Source organism: Daejeonella sp. (assembly GCF_030684675.1).
Lineage (GTDB): Bacteria > Bacteroidota > Bacteroidia > Sphingobacteriales > Sphingobacteriaceae > Daejeonella.
The window spans coordinates 1-15,615 of sequence record NZ_JAUXXZ010000004.1 but is presented as its reverse complement, the minus strand read 5'-3'; the positions used below and the strand labels follow the sequence as shown (position 1 = coordinate 15,615).

Genomic DNA, 15,615 nt, shown 5'->3' with positions numbered 1-15,615 from the left:
CTACAGTATATGTTTCCTGAGCATTTGCTCATTATCTAATTTGCTCATTATCTAACTGGCTCATTTTCCTAAATGTTTCTGTATAAACTCCGCTGAATACACCTTAATCATCTCCCTCACCCTCCTAAACTCCTCCATTATCTCTTCTTCCGTTCCTTTTGCTTTCGCAGGATCGGGGAAATTAAAATGAAAGCGTTCCACATTTCCCGGGAAGTACGGACAGGCTTCATTCGCATTATCGCAAACGGTGATCACATAATCGAAGGGGATATCAAGGTATTCATTGACATTATTGGAGGTATGTTTTGAGATATCGATATGATCTCCGGCCATCACTTTAATGGCTCTCGGATTCACACCATGAGTTTCAATTCCGGCGCTGTAAATATTCGCTTTTTCACCAGCATAATGTCTCAGATAACCTTCAGCTATCTGGCTTCTGCAACTATTGCCTGTGCAGAGTACGAGTATGTTTTTCATCTGTTATTTTTATCAATTTCTCCCGTAAGTACGGGATTGTTTGTACTTACTTTTTATACATTTCTACTGGCAGCAGATCGTTTTTCCTTTATAATTAGCCAGAAAATCCTTCATGACTGATTCCAATACCTTCCATGTATCCGGGTCAATGCAATAGCATACGCTGGTCCCTTCGATCGAACCTTTGATCAGTCCGATGCTTTTTAATTCTTTAAGATGCTGTGAAATGGTTGCCTGCGCCAGACCTAATTCACCAACCAAATCCCCGCAGATACAGGTATTTGAGATCATGATTCGTTGAAGAATCGCAATCCGTGCAGGATGAGCCAATGCTTTCAGGAGCATAGCTAATCTGTTTTGTTCTTTGCTGAAGATATCTGCTTTTGTTAGTCCCATAATTGTATATTGCAATATTACGATTGATTATTGTATATTGCAATATTATTTTGAAGGACTTAGTAAACTATCCGGGTATTTATTTTAAAGTTTTTCGGTAGGCAGGTTACTCTTGTTATTGGCCCTGATTTTCATCAGGGTGACATTCAAAGCAAAGGCCTGGTGGATCTTAGGTAAAAAACTATTGCGAAGGCTAAGAGTGGGCTGGCGAATAGCCCAATCATAATTGTACCCCAGTAGCCTAATACTGTATGGCGACCATAATGCCCGGCCCAAATGATCAGCAAGAAATACAAAATGATCAAAATGACTTCAGGACCTGATATATTTAGATATGCTAGGGTCATCATTTACAGTGCTTTAGGAATAAAGATAAGATAATTTTGGTGCGGTAAATTATGCTAGTACGAGGGGTTTCTATACATTCTCTTGACCTTAGAAATAATACTTATTGACCCCATATTAACCACAGCACTCAGCATCATAATGAAAAAAAAGTCTGAATAGTAGTGTTTATAGATCATGAATATCATAAAAGAATAAAAGATCGACATTCCGATAAGCGATTCCTTCAATTGATTTTTGTCGGCCGAAAAAATAGTTGGAACATACTCAGCAACAAAAGGAATCAGGAAAAACCAGCAAAATAAAGCCGTACCTATATTCCATTATTCCATCCAGTCAGGAACGAGAATGGAAGCAAGAGAATAAAAAGGATAACAGGCACACATAATATCCTTAATCCATTGTTAATGAGTTCCCTGGACATGTTATTGAAAGAGTTTTATTAAAGATACAAATTCTCTTTATAAACGCTCATGATTTCAGACCAGGATTACATCTTAGCCACATTCATTGTCTGAACTGTGATTTATTTGATTTTTAAGATTTCTATGATTTCCCTTATTAGGTTTGAATCCTACGAATCATTTAATCACAAGAATCTCAGTTCGGACTATAGAGCTAAAAGAAAGAGGAAAAGGAATATTCGCATTTGCTTCTAATTGTGGTAGAGATTATGGTTTGTTAAACACGCTGTTACAGCACTAAATGTCTGCCTTTTTTCCAACAATGTACTAAGATTACGTTAGCCTAGTAATAGAGCAATCATTGATTGAATTAATTCATCAGCGAAACTAAGATAACCATCTTTTGTAAGGATGATATTCTAAAACTCAGGATGCTCTGTTAAGCTGGATGATCTTTGCTTGCCTTTTAAATTAATAGTGACTAAACAAGCTGTAATCCTGCTCTGGTAGAATATTTACCTTGTTGCGTGTTTCTAATAGTGTAATACAATGATATAGTAAACAAATTTTAAGTTATATTTAAATGACGATCTACCCCGTTAGCTATGCCTTTATTGCAATTACTATCGAATAAGCCCGCCCGAACGGTTTGGCCGGCCGGGCTATTATTGACTATGCTTATGTTGGCGAATATGAGTTTTTCCTATGCCCAGGATAGTATCCTGTTAAAGCAGCAGGCAGCCCATAAGAGCCGGGAATATATATCCATTGACGTTCAACCCCTGTTCAGAACGGGCACTATCATCACCAGGACAACTGATAAGGACGTCATGAAAAGATTGAATTCCCCCGGATTTTCGGCTGGCGTAGACTACCATAGAGTGAGCCAGAGTGGCTTTACTTTTGTCTCAGGAATACACTTCCGAATGATTCCGGTTGCTTACAAGTTCAATATTGACTACAATGATTTTCCTGCCGGAGGTCCCAGTATTTCCAATTTTGGGCAAACAAATGTCAACCTCGTAAACGGACATATCTATTTTCCGATTCAAGCTGGCTATACCTCAGCAAAAAAGATCGGCAAATGGCATCCTTCAATTATGGCGGGAGTTAGTCTAAGTCAATTAAATGATTACGGTTTACAAAGCGGCTCCTCTTATTACGATGATTCGCATGTTAATCACCCAATACAGAATATCCGTGTAGATTTTCCTGAACATAAGCCATGGTTAAGCTATACGGCGAATGTGCGGGCATCAAAAACTTTGAGGAACGGCAATCAGATCTTTTTTGGAGTCAATGCCAGCTTTTCAGGTGTAAGGTATAACAGCGGACAATATAACCTTTACCAGACTAGCGGGAAACAAAGTGGGACATTCAGTGATACAGGCAGTTATGTGGCTTTACAGTTCGGCTACTCGCTGGTGAGAAGATATAAGGAACCTGAAAAATTCAATCGATGAACATGTTTAGATTATTGGCTTTTATGCTGCTGATACCCTTTCAAATAGTCAGGGGCCAAAGTTCTATAGAGTTTCGTATCACGCCGAACCTAAGTGCTAAACCGGAAATTGTGAACCCATCTCCTGCAAAAATCAGCAGTCCTACGAAAATGGGTTTTGATCTCGGAGCAACTTATACTTATATGCTTAACCAGAAGTGGGGGATCGGTGCAGGACTTGCCTTAGGCTCGGTTGTTTATGGTATTGATTTCGTTGCACCAAGTACAGCCTTCGGTACGAAGCAGGACAAGGGTGACATATGGTGGAGTAATTATTTTGATCCCTATCATTATCATGCGCTGTCAGCTCGTGCCTTACGCCAATTCAATTTAAATGAACGCACCTCTGTCCGGATTGTTGCCGAGCCTTCCCTGCGGTACTATAGTTACAGCGCAGATAACTATGACGGTTTCCAGGCTGGGTTTAACCGTGCTGTTCGTTTTGATCCCGATGTACCTTCTACTTTGCCGGCTGATCTGCTGGTGGACATCCCCGCAACAGGTCATAGGTTCGATCTGAACATCGCTTCCTCCATAGGAATAGAAAGAAGCTTAGGTTCAGGGAGTAGCTTAGTGTTTGGTATAAGGAAGAGCTTTGGATTGAAACCAATTGGAGCAGGGATTTTAAAAGTTCAGATGAATGACAAAATGTATAACGGGACGTTCAATACACGTCCTGGTTTTATCGGTCTGGATCTGATTTATAAATATAGTTTTTCAAAAAATATTGAAGAACCGGATAAAATCCAGGCTTCGCCCTTAGACGGAAAACACCGGAAAGTCGTTTTTGCCGAATTAGCTGGAAATGGCTTGATATTGACCGCGAACTACGATATGCGCCTTAAGCGAAACAGAAATGATGGTTTTGGTATCAGGGCAGGAGCAGGCATGGTGCCGGATAAATATTTCGACGATTATATAACTGTACCTCTGGGGATCAACTATATTGTTGGCCAAAGAAAGCACGGTTTTGAAAGCGGCCTGGGAATTACTCTTCTGTATAATGTTTCCGGTAACGAAAATTTCTTCATTGATTTGGATGCGGATGAAGCTCATCCCAAATTAACGTCAGCAGAAATACTAACTATAGGATATCGTTATCAGGCAACAAGAGGCTTGATGCTTAGAGCAACCAATTCTTTTATGTATATCGGGAAGGGCTATTTTTATCCTCCATTTTGGCCGGGCATATCGATCGGGTATAGTCTTAATAAACAATTGATCTTACCCTCTCCGAAGGAAAAGAAACAAAAAGAGTTTGTAGCTAAGGCACCGCCCGGAAAATATCGGAAAGCGATTTTTGTTGAGGGAGGGGGCAATGGCCGCGGGCTCTCCGGGAATTTTGATATGCGTTTAAGGCCCGGAAGAAATGACGGACCGGGTTTCGGGATAGGAGTGGGTTACACAGGTACATCCTACGAGAACAATGAGCCTGGTACCCATTTGTCAGTTCCGCTTTCTTATAATTATATCTTTCGGAATGAACGTAGCGGCATTGAAACAGGCCTGGGTCTTACTCCCTCGTTTATAGTAAATAAATCTTCTCAGGGACCCGACCTGGATGTTGCTGCCGTTTTTAATCTTGGTTACCGCCTGCAACCACTCAGGGAGGGCTTACTCTTACGTGCAATGTGGACACCAACTTACCTTGACCGGCGCGTGAGATCGTGGGCGGGCTTATCTCTTGGTTATAGTTTCCGATAGAAAAAAATATTATAGCCCTATTACTTGCAGATCAAGACCGGTTTATTTAAGGAACTCACTTTGATCGGTCATTGATTTTTTGGGACATAATTTTACGCGTTTCTTTATAATAAATTTAAAGCTCTTTAGTTTCTCTTTTTTTTCGAAATGACTTTCATTTCCCTATAAGAGGGATTGTTGGTAATATTTTAGGGTACCTGGACTCGCCTATAAAAAGATGGCTTGTGATAGATTACTGAGCAGTCCGGGTAAAATTATAACAAGCAGCTATGAGTAATTTAGCACAGTTCAGTTCTTCTTTTCAAAAACCCCTGCATTATCTATGAGCAAATTCTGAGCTTGAATATTAATCCGGTTAAATTCAAGTATATCTCCTTTGATTTTGAATTTATAGTGTTCTATAAAAGGTTTATCATACTTCGTGATTTTAGCCTCAACCATATAAGCCTTATCCCACCATTCAACCTGATGCGCTGTCAAATATATATTGCTTCCATCCAAAATGTATTCGCCTGTATAAACCTGATAACCGTTGTTGAATAGAGGATAATCGGTTTTGGCAGTGAAATTTCCATCTCTGAATGTTAATTTAATATCTGTTGTACTTGATTCCCAAGAGCCATTCAGATTGGGATTACCAGCACTCTCTTTGTCGCATGAACTGAAAATGAAAACTAACAGAATAAGGAAAACAGATGCGGATCTCTTCATTGATAAGATTTTAATTATCCGCAATCTATTAAAGTATTGGTGTGCTACTGTGACTCATTCGATCAGTTCTTTTCCGGCAAATTTATAATAATTGCGTTTATTACTTTTTCGTTTAATTCATCAATCACACTTTGTTCAAAGCTGTCTAGATAGATATTAGTGATCTTATTCCCATATTCATGCCCCATAGCCTCAGCAATTAGTTCATTTGAGTATCCGAGACGTTTTGCCGTAGTTGCCCATGTATGACGAGCAACGTAGGTTGTCAGCGTTTCTGAAATTTCACAGTCCTTGGCAAGTTCCTTCATCCATTTATTTGTTGTTTTGATCCACTGATGTATTTTCTGATTTGCAATCAATGAATCTTCGATTACAGAAACTGGTAGGATTGGTAAGAGGTACTTTTCATTCTTTCTTTTGTATAAATTGATAATTCGCTGCGCTATTGCGGTTAATTTAATGCTGTATTCTTTTCTGGTTTTTCTTCGCTTGTAAAAGATCCTTCCTTTCACGATATTGATTGGTTTCAGATAAGCTAAATCAGTAAACGAAACACCTATAAGTGAGAAGCTCAGAAGGAAGTAATTCCTTGCATGCCATTCTCTTGTATTCTCCTTTAGATCAAGTTTATAAATCCTTGCAAGGTCGGTGGCCAGTATAGCACGCTTCGCAGTTCTTTCAGACTTAATGGGAACATCGGTAAAAGGATAAAAGGATCTATCTATGATCTTTGCTTTTATTGCTCTGTTGTATATAGCCCGGATGGTCCTGAGATAGTTACTGACAGAATTCTGTTTAACACCTTTGCTAATGAGATGGCGTTGGAAGTTTTCAAGAAACGTGTAGTCAATCTCCGCAAATCTCAGCATCCGTCCCTCGGCAAATCCTATCAACCGATTTGAAGCTGTTTGATACACCAAGGCGTTACCCACCTGGTTGATGGATAACATGCTCTTGACTAGATCAGCAGAATATTGATTAAAGGTCATTTCAATCCTCGGAGCTTTAGCAGGCTTCGCTTTACCTGCTAGGTATTCTCTCAAAGCAACAAACGAGAAAGTTCCATTGTCGTCAAGCTCATGAACGATCTTCTGTACCTTCAGGTAGATCTCGCTTATCGACTGATTAAGCTTCTGGAAATTGGGGGTCTTGCGAACCTGTTGGGTTTGGGAATCCCACTGTTCTTTCCTGACGCGAATGCCCGTTGTAATAGTTGTGTTCTTCCGTAAGTAGGTAATTCGTATCTCAACTGGATACGTACTATCTTCTCGTACTCTTTTGTCATTTAAAACTAGCTTATAGTAGACCATAGTAATGATTTATGGCCACCCGCTTGTACTAACAGTGTACTAACATGTGCGCTATTCGACGGTACTAAAACCTTTCAGGTTTTGTAGCTCTACGCCAATTGCCTGCGTCGAATAGGGGATATAGTAAGATGGATTGCGCGCTTGGGATTGTTGCAAGCTGTTCTTTTCTAGCATGTTACAGCTATTTACAAATTAATTTTGCAATCCACCTCTCTACTCCTATATTTGCAGTCCCAAAGCGGGAGATTAGCTCAGCTGGTTCAGAGCACCTGCCTTACAAGCAGGGGGTCACTGGTTCGAACCCAGTATCTCCCACGGAAGAAAGCCCTTCAGATTAAGTTCTGAGGGGTTTGTTGTTTTTCGGCATTTACTCAAAATTCCAGTCTGTTTCCGCTGGTATTCTTTTTATCGATTAATAATGGCTCAAACATTATAAATGTTTTGGTAAATCGCAACAGACTTTTACTATACATCAATTTAGTAGCGTCAATGAAATTTTTATTTTCGCTTAAAAAAATTCCTTCCTCCCAAAAGCTGTTCATAATCAATATACTTCAAAACATTGTCACTAAATCCTGCTCGTTGTTTTACGACAAAGGGATCGCAAACTATGAACTTACCTTTAGCTGCTAATTGCCTATCCAGATCGCCTAAATCCTCGCATGATAAAAATCTATTGTAAAACCGCTTATGTATTCTATATAAAGTCAAGCCAGAAAAATCAGGAACTGAATGGTCATGTTTGATATATCCATAATAAATACCCCCTAAATATAGATCATATTCTTTGGGAGTTTGTTTTATGAAATAGTTATAGGCTCCTTTATCCGTAAATATAATATCGTCTTCTGCTATAACTATGGATTCTAAATTTAACTTCTTTGCCCATTTGACAATCTGTTTATGTGCCTTAGCTATGCCAACTTTGGGACCCTGAATATCCAAAACCCCATCCCATATCTTGTAATTCGTTATTTCCTGGATAGCTAATTCCTGTTTCAGTAGATAAAGTCTATCAGATCTGTGTTGAAGATTAATAATTTGTAATTCCATTATAATCTAATTAATCCGCATTCCGCATTTTGCGGAATGCGGAAAAGATTGTTTATATTTGAAATATGAGAAAGCATAACGGAATGCGCCCACAAGATATAGCTATACTGTTAAAACTCATAGCTATAAAGGAAGATCAATTAGGATTATTTTACCTGGCAAATAGTTTATCAATAAGTACGTCCGAAATTTCAGAATCCTTAAATCGAAGCCATTATGCTGGCTTGCTGGATGATAGACGAAAGGTGAAAAGACAAAACCTTATGGATTTTTTGCAATATGGAATATCCTATGTGTTTCCTCAGCATCCTGGTACAATGGTTAGAGGCATTGCAACCGCACATTCACATCCCTATATAAAGAATCAGCTTTTGAGCAACGAAAACTATGTATGGGCCGATATAAATGGAGATACGATTGGATTGGCGATAGAACCGCTTTATAAAAATCAAATTGAAGCAGTAAAGCAGGATGTAGTTTTCTATAAGCTATTAGCCTTGGTGGATGTTTTAAGAGTAGGACGTAACAGGGAAAAAACTATTGCAATAAAGCACCTTAAAGAAATTATGGATGAACCATCATAATAATATAATTAGAATTAAAGCTGTAAATGGAGCTTTAGGGGAATTGAGGGATAAAGTAGTATTTGTAGGTGGAGCCACGATTTCGCTTTATCCTGACCGGCAAATATTCGAACCCAGACCTACAGATGATGTAGATGTAATTGTTGAAATTTTTAATTATACTGGAAGAGTTAAGCTGGAAGAAAAATTACGAGCGATCGGTTTTCATAATGATCTTGAATCTAAGGTTGTGTGTAGATATAGAATTAACGGTATTATTGTAGATATTATGCCTACCGACGATGACTCTATTGGCTTTAGAAATCAATGGTACCCAGAGGGCTTTCAAAATGCCATAGAACAAATAATCGACGATCAAACGACAGTAAAAGTCTTAAGCGCACCATATTTTATAGCAACAAAGATGGAAGCTTTCAAGAGTCGCGGGAAGAGCGATGGACGAACCAGTCATGATTTTGAAGATATTATATATATACTTGAAAACAGGAGTACTATTTGGAAGGAGATGAAAGATGCTCCGGAAAATGTAAAGTCATATTTAATTGAAGAATTTAATAAACTAGCGCAAAACAGGAATATTTATGAATGGATTGATAGCAATGTGGAGAGAGGATCACCTCCGGCAACATATCGTATCCTTGAAGAGTGGGAAAGATTCGCTGCTTTAGCAAAGATCTGACTGCTATAAGAATGACAAGTATCCGTAGAATGTGATACCTAAACCCTAAACCCTAAAACCCCTCACATCCATAATTTTTTATAACAGATTTTTAGCTACTCTGCTGAGCATATTCAGTGTAACATTCACTATAATATCCCTCCACTTTACACTTATTCCTTCTCTGTATCTGCGCCGCCTCTAAGCAAATCCCATGACCCAAATCAATCCCATCAATGACCAATGTCATTATTATCAGACGTTTAAATAAGCAAATTTACAAGGTAAAAGCTTTCAGGTATGAAGCAGTCCCGCGAGGAGGAAACAAATTTAACCCTGATCAAAATTGCACATACCTTAATATGGGTGTTTTTCAATTTTGTTATTTTTTATATGCTGTATGCTGTAATTAAAAATAAATTGGATGTATGGCTTTGGCTGGGTTATGGAGTCATATGTTTAGAAGTCGTCGTCTTGGCGATCTTTAATAAAATGTGCCCATTAACCATTATGGCCCGTAAATATTCCTCATCTCAAAAGTATAACTTCGATATCTATTTGCCCGAATGGCTGGCAAAGTATAACAAGCAAATCTATAGCATCATTGTACTCATTACCCTGGTGCTTACAGTTTATCAACTCTACATCAAATGAAAAAAAGAGCTTTATATTTTTTAATTCCTTTGCTGGCTTTTTTGGGTTTGGGCGCCATTGGCGGTGGGGGAGTGCTGATTCTTTCACCATCCGGCCAATTAATGGGAATGCCGCTGTCTTTGCTGGATCATTTGCCTTTTACTAATTTTTTGATACCGGGCATTATCCTGTTCAGCGTGCTGGGCCTCGCCCCATTCCTGCTGATATTCGCCTTATCAAAGAAACCCAAAAGCAGCTTCGCTGAAATGCTCAATTGCTTTGATGATATGCACTGGTCCTGGACTTTTAGCGTCTATATGGCCTTTATTTTAATTATATGGATACAAGTCCAAATGGTATTTATACAGGCGGTCAGCTGGCTGCATGCCTTTTACATCTTTTTAGCCCTGCTTATACTTTTTGTTTGCTTATTACCGGGATTGAGGCAGGAGTTTAAAAAGGCAGATTAACAAATATCAAGATCATATTTTCTGGTTAAAATCAGGTTCATAATAAAATATGTTTTTATTTATTGAATGATTTTTATCCGGTCTTAAAAGGAAAGCCATCCTTCAGTACTGTATTAATTTTTATAATTTCACTTACTTGAAACCTGCAGAATTTTAACCTATTCTGACAGGACTGTTGATAAGCTTTGGCCTAAGCACAAAATCTCCGTTTACGTTTTTTTCCTCCGCCCAGGGCGGATGGTGCGGTACGCACAGACCAAGCCAAACCATTAACTTTAATAGCATTCCCGAACCTTCGGGACAGCGGCGGCATTTATTCGTTTTTGTCTATTGTTTTTAAGGTACTCATGGTCTCGTCGTTCCTCCTCGGCATGTTTCTTTTCTGCTGCAGGAAAAGAAAAGAGAATAATTATGAGTTAAGAATTAGATCATTATTCCGACAATTTCAATTTTCCCTGGACACTAGTGATTATCAACACGATAGTTATATCATGTGTCAATTGGTTTAAGTATGCCTTTCTATCCCATTTCAGCCATCCCACCTAAATACATTCTTTGAAACCTATAACCAGTATTGAAAATAATTTAAAATAATTTGAAATGTTTTAATACCTCAATCGTCTACTTAATAAACCCGCAATAAATTGACAGCAGTCGTAATGCCCAAAGAGCAGCAGCAGATATTCATCTGGCAGGAGCTGGACAATATCCCCTTCCAGAAAATAGCAGAAACTACCGGGGAAAACATTCAGACCCTGGTGACACGGAAACGCTATGCTGTGCTGCACCTGCGCAAACGCTTAAAACAATTGTATAAAGAGATTAATGATTATTAAATTTTAGAATTATGAAGAAGATATTTTACAAAGGCCGGTTTGTATTTTTCCCCCTGATCGGGATTGCCTTCCTTTCACTGGTAAGCTATGTAGTGATGCTACTCTGGAACAATTTGCTACCCGAGATACTTGGCGTAAGAGCCATTACATTCTGGCAGGCGATGGGAATATTTATCCTGTCCAAGATCCTTTTCGGTTTCGGCAAGGGCGGCAAAATGGGCCCCTCCTGGAAGCGCGGAAGAATGGCCGAACGCTTTAAGGAAATGACCCCCGAAGAGCAAGAGCAGTTTAAAGAGAAAATGCAGCATTGGAAATGTTGAATTTTAAAGGCAGAGTTTGCAAAGTTCAACTCAGAGTGCGCAGAGAAAAAATAATCCTTCAAATTAATAAGCTTTATTCTTAATGCAACCAGAGGTAAAATCTTTAAGCATCCTCAAAAGAGGATAAACATCGAAAATGGAAGTTTTGATATTTAAAACCAATGCAAGCAAGCAATCCGAAGTGAGCAGCCTTCAAAATCTGCTTAGCAGATTTGCTCACATTATACAGGTAAGTGTAGATCTGGAAGATTGCGATAAGGTGCTAAGGATAGTGGGGAATAATCCTTCGCCCGCACAGATTCAATTATTGGTTAGCTCATTGGGCTTGACATGTTCGGAGATGGAAGATTAAGGTTGTCCGGTACTATATTGATCCCAAAACCTCTATTGATTGCTTAAGTGCATCATTATCAGGATTTAATTCCGGGAGTTTAGCAAGAATCGGTCTTGTAGCCACAAAGGTCGCGGGTTAAACCCGCCATGATTGCAATGAGAATGAGAATACGATTCCGGCCTCCGCGCCGGAATCTCCTTAATTTTTAATTTTGAGCTGTCATCGTGGCGGAAGCCACGACCCCATTTTTAAATTAGATTTTGCCCCCTTCTCTTAGATAAGGACATTGCCCTTAAGGGTCAAAAACAAAAGCTTTAACCGGACACCAATGAATCAAGAATTTGTACAAAGAATCAACTAGCTTAAACTGCTATTATGCGTTTTAAACTGGTTCTTCTTATTTTTTGACCAATTTGGTAATTTTCAGAACACCGTTGGTGATAGAACCGGTAATGGTTACCTCTTCACCGACAAAGTTTTCGGCTTTTTTGGTGTCTTTAATCGCATAAACCTTGTCGCCACTTACGAAAATAATTTTAGCGCCTTTCTTTACGCAATCTTTTGCGCAGGCTGCGTGGCCTTTGTTATTGCCTTTTGCACCGCATTTATCATCACTGATAAATCCGGTCCATTCACCTTTGTCAAAGGCATTGGCAGCTGTGAAGAATAGAGCTACGACAAGAAGCATTAGGTACTTTTTCATATGTTTTGTTTTTTTGCATACTAAATATAGTCCTTTTTCAATTATTTCCAAAATTTACATTCCCAAAGTCAATTCATTCTCTAAGTTCCACCAGTAAGTTCCCTCCTACGTCGGGATGACATCTTCCTTTGATCAACTTCCCTATTTCCAATTCCCTATTTCCAATTTCCTATCTTTGCTCCAAATAAAACAATTATGTCAAAAACAAAACTTACAATCAATAGTAATGGTTCGGTAAAAATAGAAGGCGATTTTGAAATCGTTGACCGGAATGGTGGGGTATATGGCTTGCAGGGTCGTACGGTTCTATCCATTTGCCGCTGCGGACTTTCGAAAAACAAACCTTTCTGTGATGGATCGCATAACGGGCACTTCGAGCACGATGCGATCGCTTTTGATCTTCCTCCAAAAAAGGTTTAAGATAATTTAATTGTTGCGGCACCTTTTTTGCTATGCTTGTATTTTAAATCACTTGGAAATTGAGTATCAGACCATTGGTCTGATCTCATTTTTGATTTTTTTAAATTACCTTTGAACAAAGTATAAGAAAATGCGCTCCACAGTTTTAATATTTTTTCTGCTTCTTTTCTCTATAGAAACCTTTTCCCAGGCTCCGGTTCTGGCTGTAAACAGGGTTGATAAACGGACTAATGAGCATATCCGGCAAACCTCAATGTACCTGTTTAAAGATGGTGGGGATGTAACCAAACTGAGTTTCTCAATCAGGGCACTTGATGATACTTATTTTTTGCTTTTGAACCTGCCGATTGCTGCAACAGTAAAACGTGGGACTGAAGTTAGTCTGATTATGGATAACGGACAGATCATTAAATTAATTTCAAACAATGATGTCATCTCTTTGAATGAGGCGGATATCAGTAAGCGGATGATGGTGTTTGATCTGGAACCTGATAATGAGATTAAAGAATTATTAAAACAGCCTGTTAAATCTATTTCTATTCCTACAAGTAATAAAGGGACGGTTGTGGTGAGTTTATTAGCCAAAGATAAGGGACTGATCAGGTCCGGAATCATGCTGGCACAGAAGAAATAAAGCTTCTTTTTTTAATTTATCTATGCTGTATCTCTTTTTTTAAAGGTTTACTCAATGACTTGTTTAAACCCTGATCTTCAAGCTTATTAATCAATTCTGAAATTTCTTTTTTCATAAAAAAGCCAACCATCCTTTGCAGCTTTTTTAACATGCTAATTGCGGCTTTGATTTTTTCCTGATCAGTCATGAAGTAAAATTATGCTAAAAATATTAGTATTGCAAGGGTGATTTTTCTTTTTGTGTCAATTGCGATCCACCCAAGGTGGAGAAGCAATCTCACCACTAAGACCACTAAACGTCATTAAAAGTACTGTCATCCCGAAAGCTGCCCTTCAGCAGCTGAGGGAACTCAGTGCTATGGGATGAAAATATTGCTTCATAATGGCTAAGTTCCCTCCTGTGTCGGGATGACAGGTGGAACGTTTGGGATGACATGTGGAACGTTCGAGCAGGAAATCGTTATGGATAAGTTTCGTAATTCTTTAGTAGTAATTCCAATTGAACAACGTGTCATCCCGAAAGCTGCCCTTCAGCAGCTGAGGGAACTCAGTGCTAAGGGATGAAAATATTGCTTCATAATGGCTAAGTTCCCTCCTGTGTCGGGATGACAGGTGGAACGTTCGGCAAGACAGATTGGAAGGCTGCTCGGCTGGAAAAAAGTATAAGAAATATCATCACATAAAAGCGTAAATTGACATCTCTATTTCTCAGTTATACTAAACACAAAACATGAAAACCCTCTTAATTCTCGCCTTCCTTTTCATCATCGTCCTCATGCTTGCCAGGCTGAAGAAATTTCCTTTTTAGCGCCATATCAGTCAGATTACCCTTCTCTCAGTTTCTGTTTCAGTAAAATGTTGATAACGTAAGTAATTTATTATCAATTAAATAACTTATCGTATTTTCATTATATCTTAGCTTATTAACAATTGCTTGTATATTTATTCCTTAATTAACCAATTAATTATGACAGCAGAAGTAAATATCCCGCGTCTTGATCTTGACGATTATATCAAGGGTACGCCTGAGCAGAGAAAGCAATTTTCGGATAATATCGGCAAGGCTTTTAATGATACCGGTTTCGTAACCATTGCCAATCATGGAATGACTCAGGAGCTCATCAATGAGCTGTATACTGAAGTAAAGCAATTCTTCAGCATGCCTGATGAGCAGAAGTTAAAATATGAAATCCCGGAACTTGCCGGTCAGAGGGGTTATACCTCTAAGGGCAGGGAGAAAGCAAAAGATTCAAAAACCCCCGATCTGAAGGAATTCTGGCAGAGCGGACAGGTGGTTACTGATGGCGATTATGTCAAAGAGGAATACCCTGATAATGTCCAGGTGAATGAGCTTCCGGGTTTCAATAAGGTAACCCGTGAGGTGTATCAGCGCCTGGAATATGCCGGAAAGCATTTATTACGGGCAATTGCAGTATACCTGAACCTTCCTGAAAATTATTTTGATGATAAAGTGCATAATGGCAACTCCATTTTAAGGGCTATTCATTATTTCCCGATTGAAAATCCCGATAGCCTTCCTGCTGATGCGGTCCGCGCCGGAGCACATGAAGATATCAACCTGATCACCCTGCTGATTGGTGCCAGTGCTGATGGATTAGAGGTTTTAACCCGCGATGGCCGCTGGTATCCGGTAAAGGCGAATGTAGAAGATATTGTAGTAAACGTAGGGGATATGCTGCAGCGCTTAACGAATAATAAGCTAAAGTCCACTACTCACCGGGTGGTTAATCCTCCGCGTGAATTGATGAAAACTTCACGGTTTTCAGTTCCTTTCTTTCTGCATCCAAAAGCAGATATGGACCTGACTGCCCTGGGCTCTTGTATCGATGCGGAGCATCCGAAAGCGTATACGGACATCACTGCCGGTGAGTATCTGGATGAGCGCTTGAGGGAGATTGGGTTGAAGATGTAAGTGGATTTGAATGGTTTTTAAGGGGAGGGTGTGTCATTGCGAGTGTAGCGTTTTGTCATTGCGAGGGGTAATTTATTGTATAAAAATCAATATTAATGACGTTAATTTTGCATAAGGCAAAAAACCTAGAGCAGTATAACAGTCTGAACACTAGTGTTCCAACCTGATTGCGAGTTTTGTTTTAGGG

At 39.1% G+C, this 15,615-nt stretch carries 18 protein-coding genes and 1 tRNA gene; 13 read left to right on the top strand and 6 right to left on the bottom strand.

All coding sequences use genetic code 11. The features are described 5' to 3' along the window. Positions 1-60: 60 nt before the first annotated feature. Positions 61-480: an arsenate reductase ArsC gene (locus Q8M41_RS00250; protein WP_305363222.1), complete on the bottom strand. Its 420-nt coding sequence runs from the start codon at positions 478-480 to the stop codon at positions 61-63. Between the two features lie 63 nt (positions 481-543). After that, a complete protein-coding gene (locus Q8M41_RS00245; RefSeq protein WP_305363221.1) occupies positions 544-876 on the bottom strand; it encodes a helix-turn-helix transcriptional regulator in 333 nt (110 codons plus the stop codon). A gap of 1,441 nt (positions 877-2,317) precedes the next feature. On the opposite strand from Q8M41_RS00245, the gene Q8M41_RS00240 reads away from it, so the two are divergent. Then, on the top strand, positions 2,318-3,088 hold the full coding sequence (locus Q8M41_RS00240; RefSeq protein ID WP_305363220.1) for a hypothetical protein: 771 nt from the start codon (positions 2,318-2,320) through the stop codon (positions 3,086-3,088). A gap of 2 nt (positions 3,089-3,090) precedes the next feature. After that, complete coding sequence (locus Q8M41_RS00235) at positions 3,091-4,830, top strand: hypothetical protein (protein WP_305363219.1); 1,740 nt, start codon at positions 3,091-3,093, stop codon at positions 4,828-4,830. Positions 4,831-5,118: 288 nt separating this feature from the next. On the opposite strand, the gene Q8M41_RS00230 is transcribed toward Q8M41_RS00235, so the two are convergent. Together Q8M41_RS00230 and Q8M41_RS00225 are read right to left on the bottom strand one after the other, a co-directional pair. Beyond that, complete coding sequence (locus Q8M41_RS00230) at positions 5,119-5,541, bottom strand: hypothetical protein (RefSeq protein ID WP_305363218.1); 423 nt, start codon at positions 5,539-5,541, stop codon at positions 5,119-5,121. 62 nt (positions 5,542-5,603) lie between these two features. Beyond that, positions 5,604-6,851 carry a site-specific integrase gene (locus Q8M41_RS00225; RefSeq protein ID WP_305363217.1) on the bottom strand — a complete coding sequence of 416 codons (1,248 nt, stop codon included), beginning with the start codon at positions 6,849-6,851 and terminating at the stop codon, positions 5,604-5,606. Between the two features lie 240 nt (positions 6,852-7,091). Between Q8M41_RS00225 and Q8M41_RS00220 the strand changes: the two genes are divergently transcribed. Next, positions 7,092-7,166, top strand: a tRNA-Val gene (locus Q8M41_RS00220). Between the two features lie 183 nt (positions 7,167-7,349). Here Q8M41_RS00220 and Q8M41_RS00215 read toward each other — a convergent pair. Next, positions 7,350-7,904: a hypothetical protein gene (locus Q8M41_RS00215; RefSeq protein WP_305363216.1), complete on the bottom strand. Its 555-nt coding sequence runs from the start codon at positions 7,902-7,904 to the stop codon at positions 7,350-7,352. Positions 7,905-7,969: 65 nt separating this feature from the next. Here Q8M41_RS00215 and Q8M41_RS00210 point away from each other — a divergent pair, with 65 nt between their 5' ends. From Q8M41_RS00210 to Q8M41_RS00180, 7 genes are all read left to right on the top strand, one after another. After that, positions 7,970-8,488: a hypothetical protein gene (locus Q8M41_RS00210; protein WP_305363215.1), complete on the top strand. Its 519-nt coding sequence runs from the start codon at positions 7,970-7,972 to the stop codon at positions 8,486-8,488. Further along, entirely contained in the window at positions 8,475-9,167 is a 693-nt protein-coding gene (locus Q8M41_RS00205; protein ID WP_305363214.1) for a nucleotidyl transferase AbiEii/AbiGii toxin family protein, read from the top strand. The genes Q8M41_RS00210 and Q8M41_RS00205 overlap by 14 nt, the downstream gene beginning before the upstream one ends. A gap of 279 nt (positions 9,168-9,446) precedes the next feature. Beyond that, complete coding sequence (locus Q8M41_RS00200) at positions 9,447-9,800, top strand: hypothetical protein (RefSeq protein WP_305363213.1); 354 nt, start codon at positions 9,447-9,449, stop codon at positions 9,798-9,800. Beyond that, a complete protein-coding gene (locus tag Q8M41_RS00195) occupies positions 9,797-10,249 on the top strand; it encodes a hypothetical protein (protein WP_305363212.1) in 453 nt (150 codons plus the stop codon). Before Q8M41_RS00200 ends, Q8M41_RS00195 begins: the two co-directional genes overlap by 4 nt. A 644-nt stretch (positions 10,250-10,893) precedes the next feature. Continuing rightward, positions 10,894-11,085 carry a hypothetical protein gene (locus tag Q8M41_RS00190; RefSeq protein WP_305363211.1) on the top strand — a complete coding sequence of 64 codons (192 nt, stop codon included), beginning with the start codon at positions 10,894-10,896 and terminating at the stop codon, positions 11,083-11,085. 11 nt (positions 11,086-11,096) lie between these two features. Continuing rightward, complete coding sequence (locus tag Q8M41_RS00185; protein ID WP_305363210.1) at positions 11,097-11,405, top strand: hypothetical protein; 309 nt, start codon at positions 11,097-11,099, stop codon at positions 11,403-11,405. Between the two features lie 136 nt (positions 11,406-11,541). Beyond that, positions 11,542-11,757: a hypothetical protein gene (locus Q8M41_RS00180; RefSeq protein ID WP_305363209.1), complete on the top strand. Its 216-nt coding sequence runs from the start codon at positions 11,542-11,544 to the stop codon at positions 11,755-11,757. A gap of 379 nt (positions 11,758-12,136) precedes the next feature. On the opposite strand, the gene Q8M41_RS00175 is transcribed toward Q8M41_RS00180, so the two are convergent. Continuing rightward, a complete protein-coding gene (locus tag Q8M41_RS00175) occupies positions 12,137-12,442 on the bottom strand; it encodes a hypothetical protein (RefSeq protein WP_305363208.1) in 306 nt (101 codons plus the stop codon). A gap of 195 nt (positions 12,443-12,637) precedes the next feature. Here Q8M41_RS00175 and Q8M41_RS00170 point away from each other — a divergent pair, with 195 nt between their 5' ends. From Q8M41_RS00170 to Q8M41_RS00160, 3 genes are all read left to right on the top strand, one after another. After that, complete coding sequence (locus Q8M41_RS00170) at positions 12,638-12,862, top strand: CDGSH iron-sulfur domain-containing protein (protein ID WP_305363207.1); 225 nt, start codon at positions 12,638-12,640, stop codon at positions 12,860-12,862. A gap of 130 nt (positions 12,863-12,992) precedes the next feature. Continuing rightward, positions 12,993-13,496, top strand: a complete 504-nt coding sequence (locus Q8M41_RS00165; protein WP_305363206.1) for a hypothetical protein — start codon at positions 12,993-12,995, stop codon at positions 13,494-13,496. 966 nt (positions 13,497-14,462) lie between these two features. Continuing rightward, positions 14,463-15,428 (top strand): isopenicillin N synthase family oxygenase, encoded by a 966-nt coding sequence (locus tag Q8M41_RS00160; protein WP_305363205.1) that lies wholly within the window; start codon positions 14,463-14,465, stop codon positions 15,426-15,428. Positions 15,429-15,615: the final 187 nt, after the last annotated feature.

What these genes read in the sequence shown, in the direction of transcription:
- Q8M41_RS00205 (WP_305363214.1), top strand. Translation starts at nt 8,475, where the DNA reads ATGAACCATCATAATAATATAATTAGAATTAAAGCTGTAAATGGAGCT.
- Q8M41_RS00170 (WP_305363207.1), top strand. Translation starts at nt 12,638, where the DNA reads ATGTCAAAAACAAAACTTACAATCAATAGTAATGGTTCGGTAAAAATA.
- Q8M41_RS00240 (WP_305363220.1), top strand. Translation starts at nt 2,318, where the DNA reads ATGAGTTTTTCCTATGCCCAGGATAGTATCCTGTTAAAGCAGCAGGCA.
- Q8M41_RS00215 (WP_305363216.1), bottom strand. Translation starts at nt 7,904, where the DNA reads ATGGAATTACAAATTATTAATCTTCAACACAGATCTGATAGACTTTAT.
- Q8M41_RS00210 (WP_305363215.1), top strand. Translation starts at nt 7,970, where the DNA reads ATGAGAAAGCATAACGGAATGCGCCCACAAGATATAGCTATACTGTTA.
- Q8M41_RS00195 (WP_305363212.1), top strand. Translation starts at nt 9,797, where the DNA reads ATGAAAAAAAGAGCTTTATATTTTTTAATTCCTTTGCTGGCTTTTTTG.
- Q8M41_RS00200 (WP_305363213.1), top strand. Translation starts at nt 9,447, where the DNA reads ATGAAGCAGTCCCGCGAGGAGGAAACAAATTTAACCCTGATCAAAATT.
- Q8M41_RS00235 (WP_305363219.1), top strand. Translation starts at nt 3,091, where the DNA reads ATGTTTAGATTATTGGCTTTTATGCTGCTGATACCCTTTCAAATAGTC.
- Q8M41_RS00225 (WP_305363217.1), bottom strand. Translation starts at nt 6,851, where the DNA reads ATGGTCTACTATAAGCTAGTTTTAAATGACAAAAGAGTACGAGAAGAT.
- Q8M41_RS00175 (WP_305363208.1), bottom strand. Translation starts at nt 12,442, where the DNA reads ATGAAAAAGTACCTAATGCTTCTTGTCGTAGCTCTATTCTTCACAGCT.
- Q8M41_RS00165 (WP_305363206.1), top strand. Translation starts at nt 12,993, where the DNA reads ATGCGCTCCACAGTTTTAATATTTTTTCTGCTTCTTTTCTCTATAGAA.
- Q8M41_RS00160 (WP_305363205.1), top strand. Translation starts at nt 14,463, where the DNA reads ATGACAGCAGAAGTAAATATCCCGCGTCTTGATCTTGACGATTATATC.
- Q8M41_RS00250 (WP_305363222.1), bottom strand. Translation starts at nt 480, where the DNA reads ATGAAAAACATACTCGTACTCTGCACAGGCAATAGTTGCAGAAGCCAG.
- Q8M41_RS00245 (WP_305363221.1), bottom strand. Translation starts at nt 876, where the DNA reads ATGGGACTAACAAAAGCAGATATCTTCAGCAAAGAACAAAACAGATTA.
- Q8M41_RS00185 (WP_305363210.1), top strand. Translation starts at nt 11,097, where the DNA reads ATGAAGAAGATATTTTACAAAGGCCGGTTTGTATTTTTCCCCCTGATC.
- Q8M41_RS00230 (WP_305363218.1), bottom strand. Translation starts at nt 5,541, where the DNA reads ATGAAGAGATCCGCATCTGTTTTCCTTATTCTGTTAGTTTTCATTTTC.
- Q8M41_RS00180 (WP_305363209.1), top strand. Translation starts at nt 11,542, where the DNA reads ATGGAAGTTTTGATATTTAAAACCAATGCAAGCAAGCAATCCGAAGTG.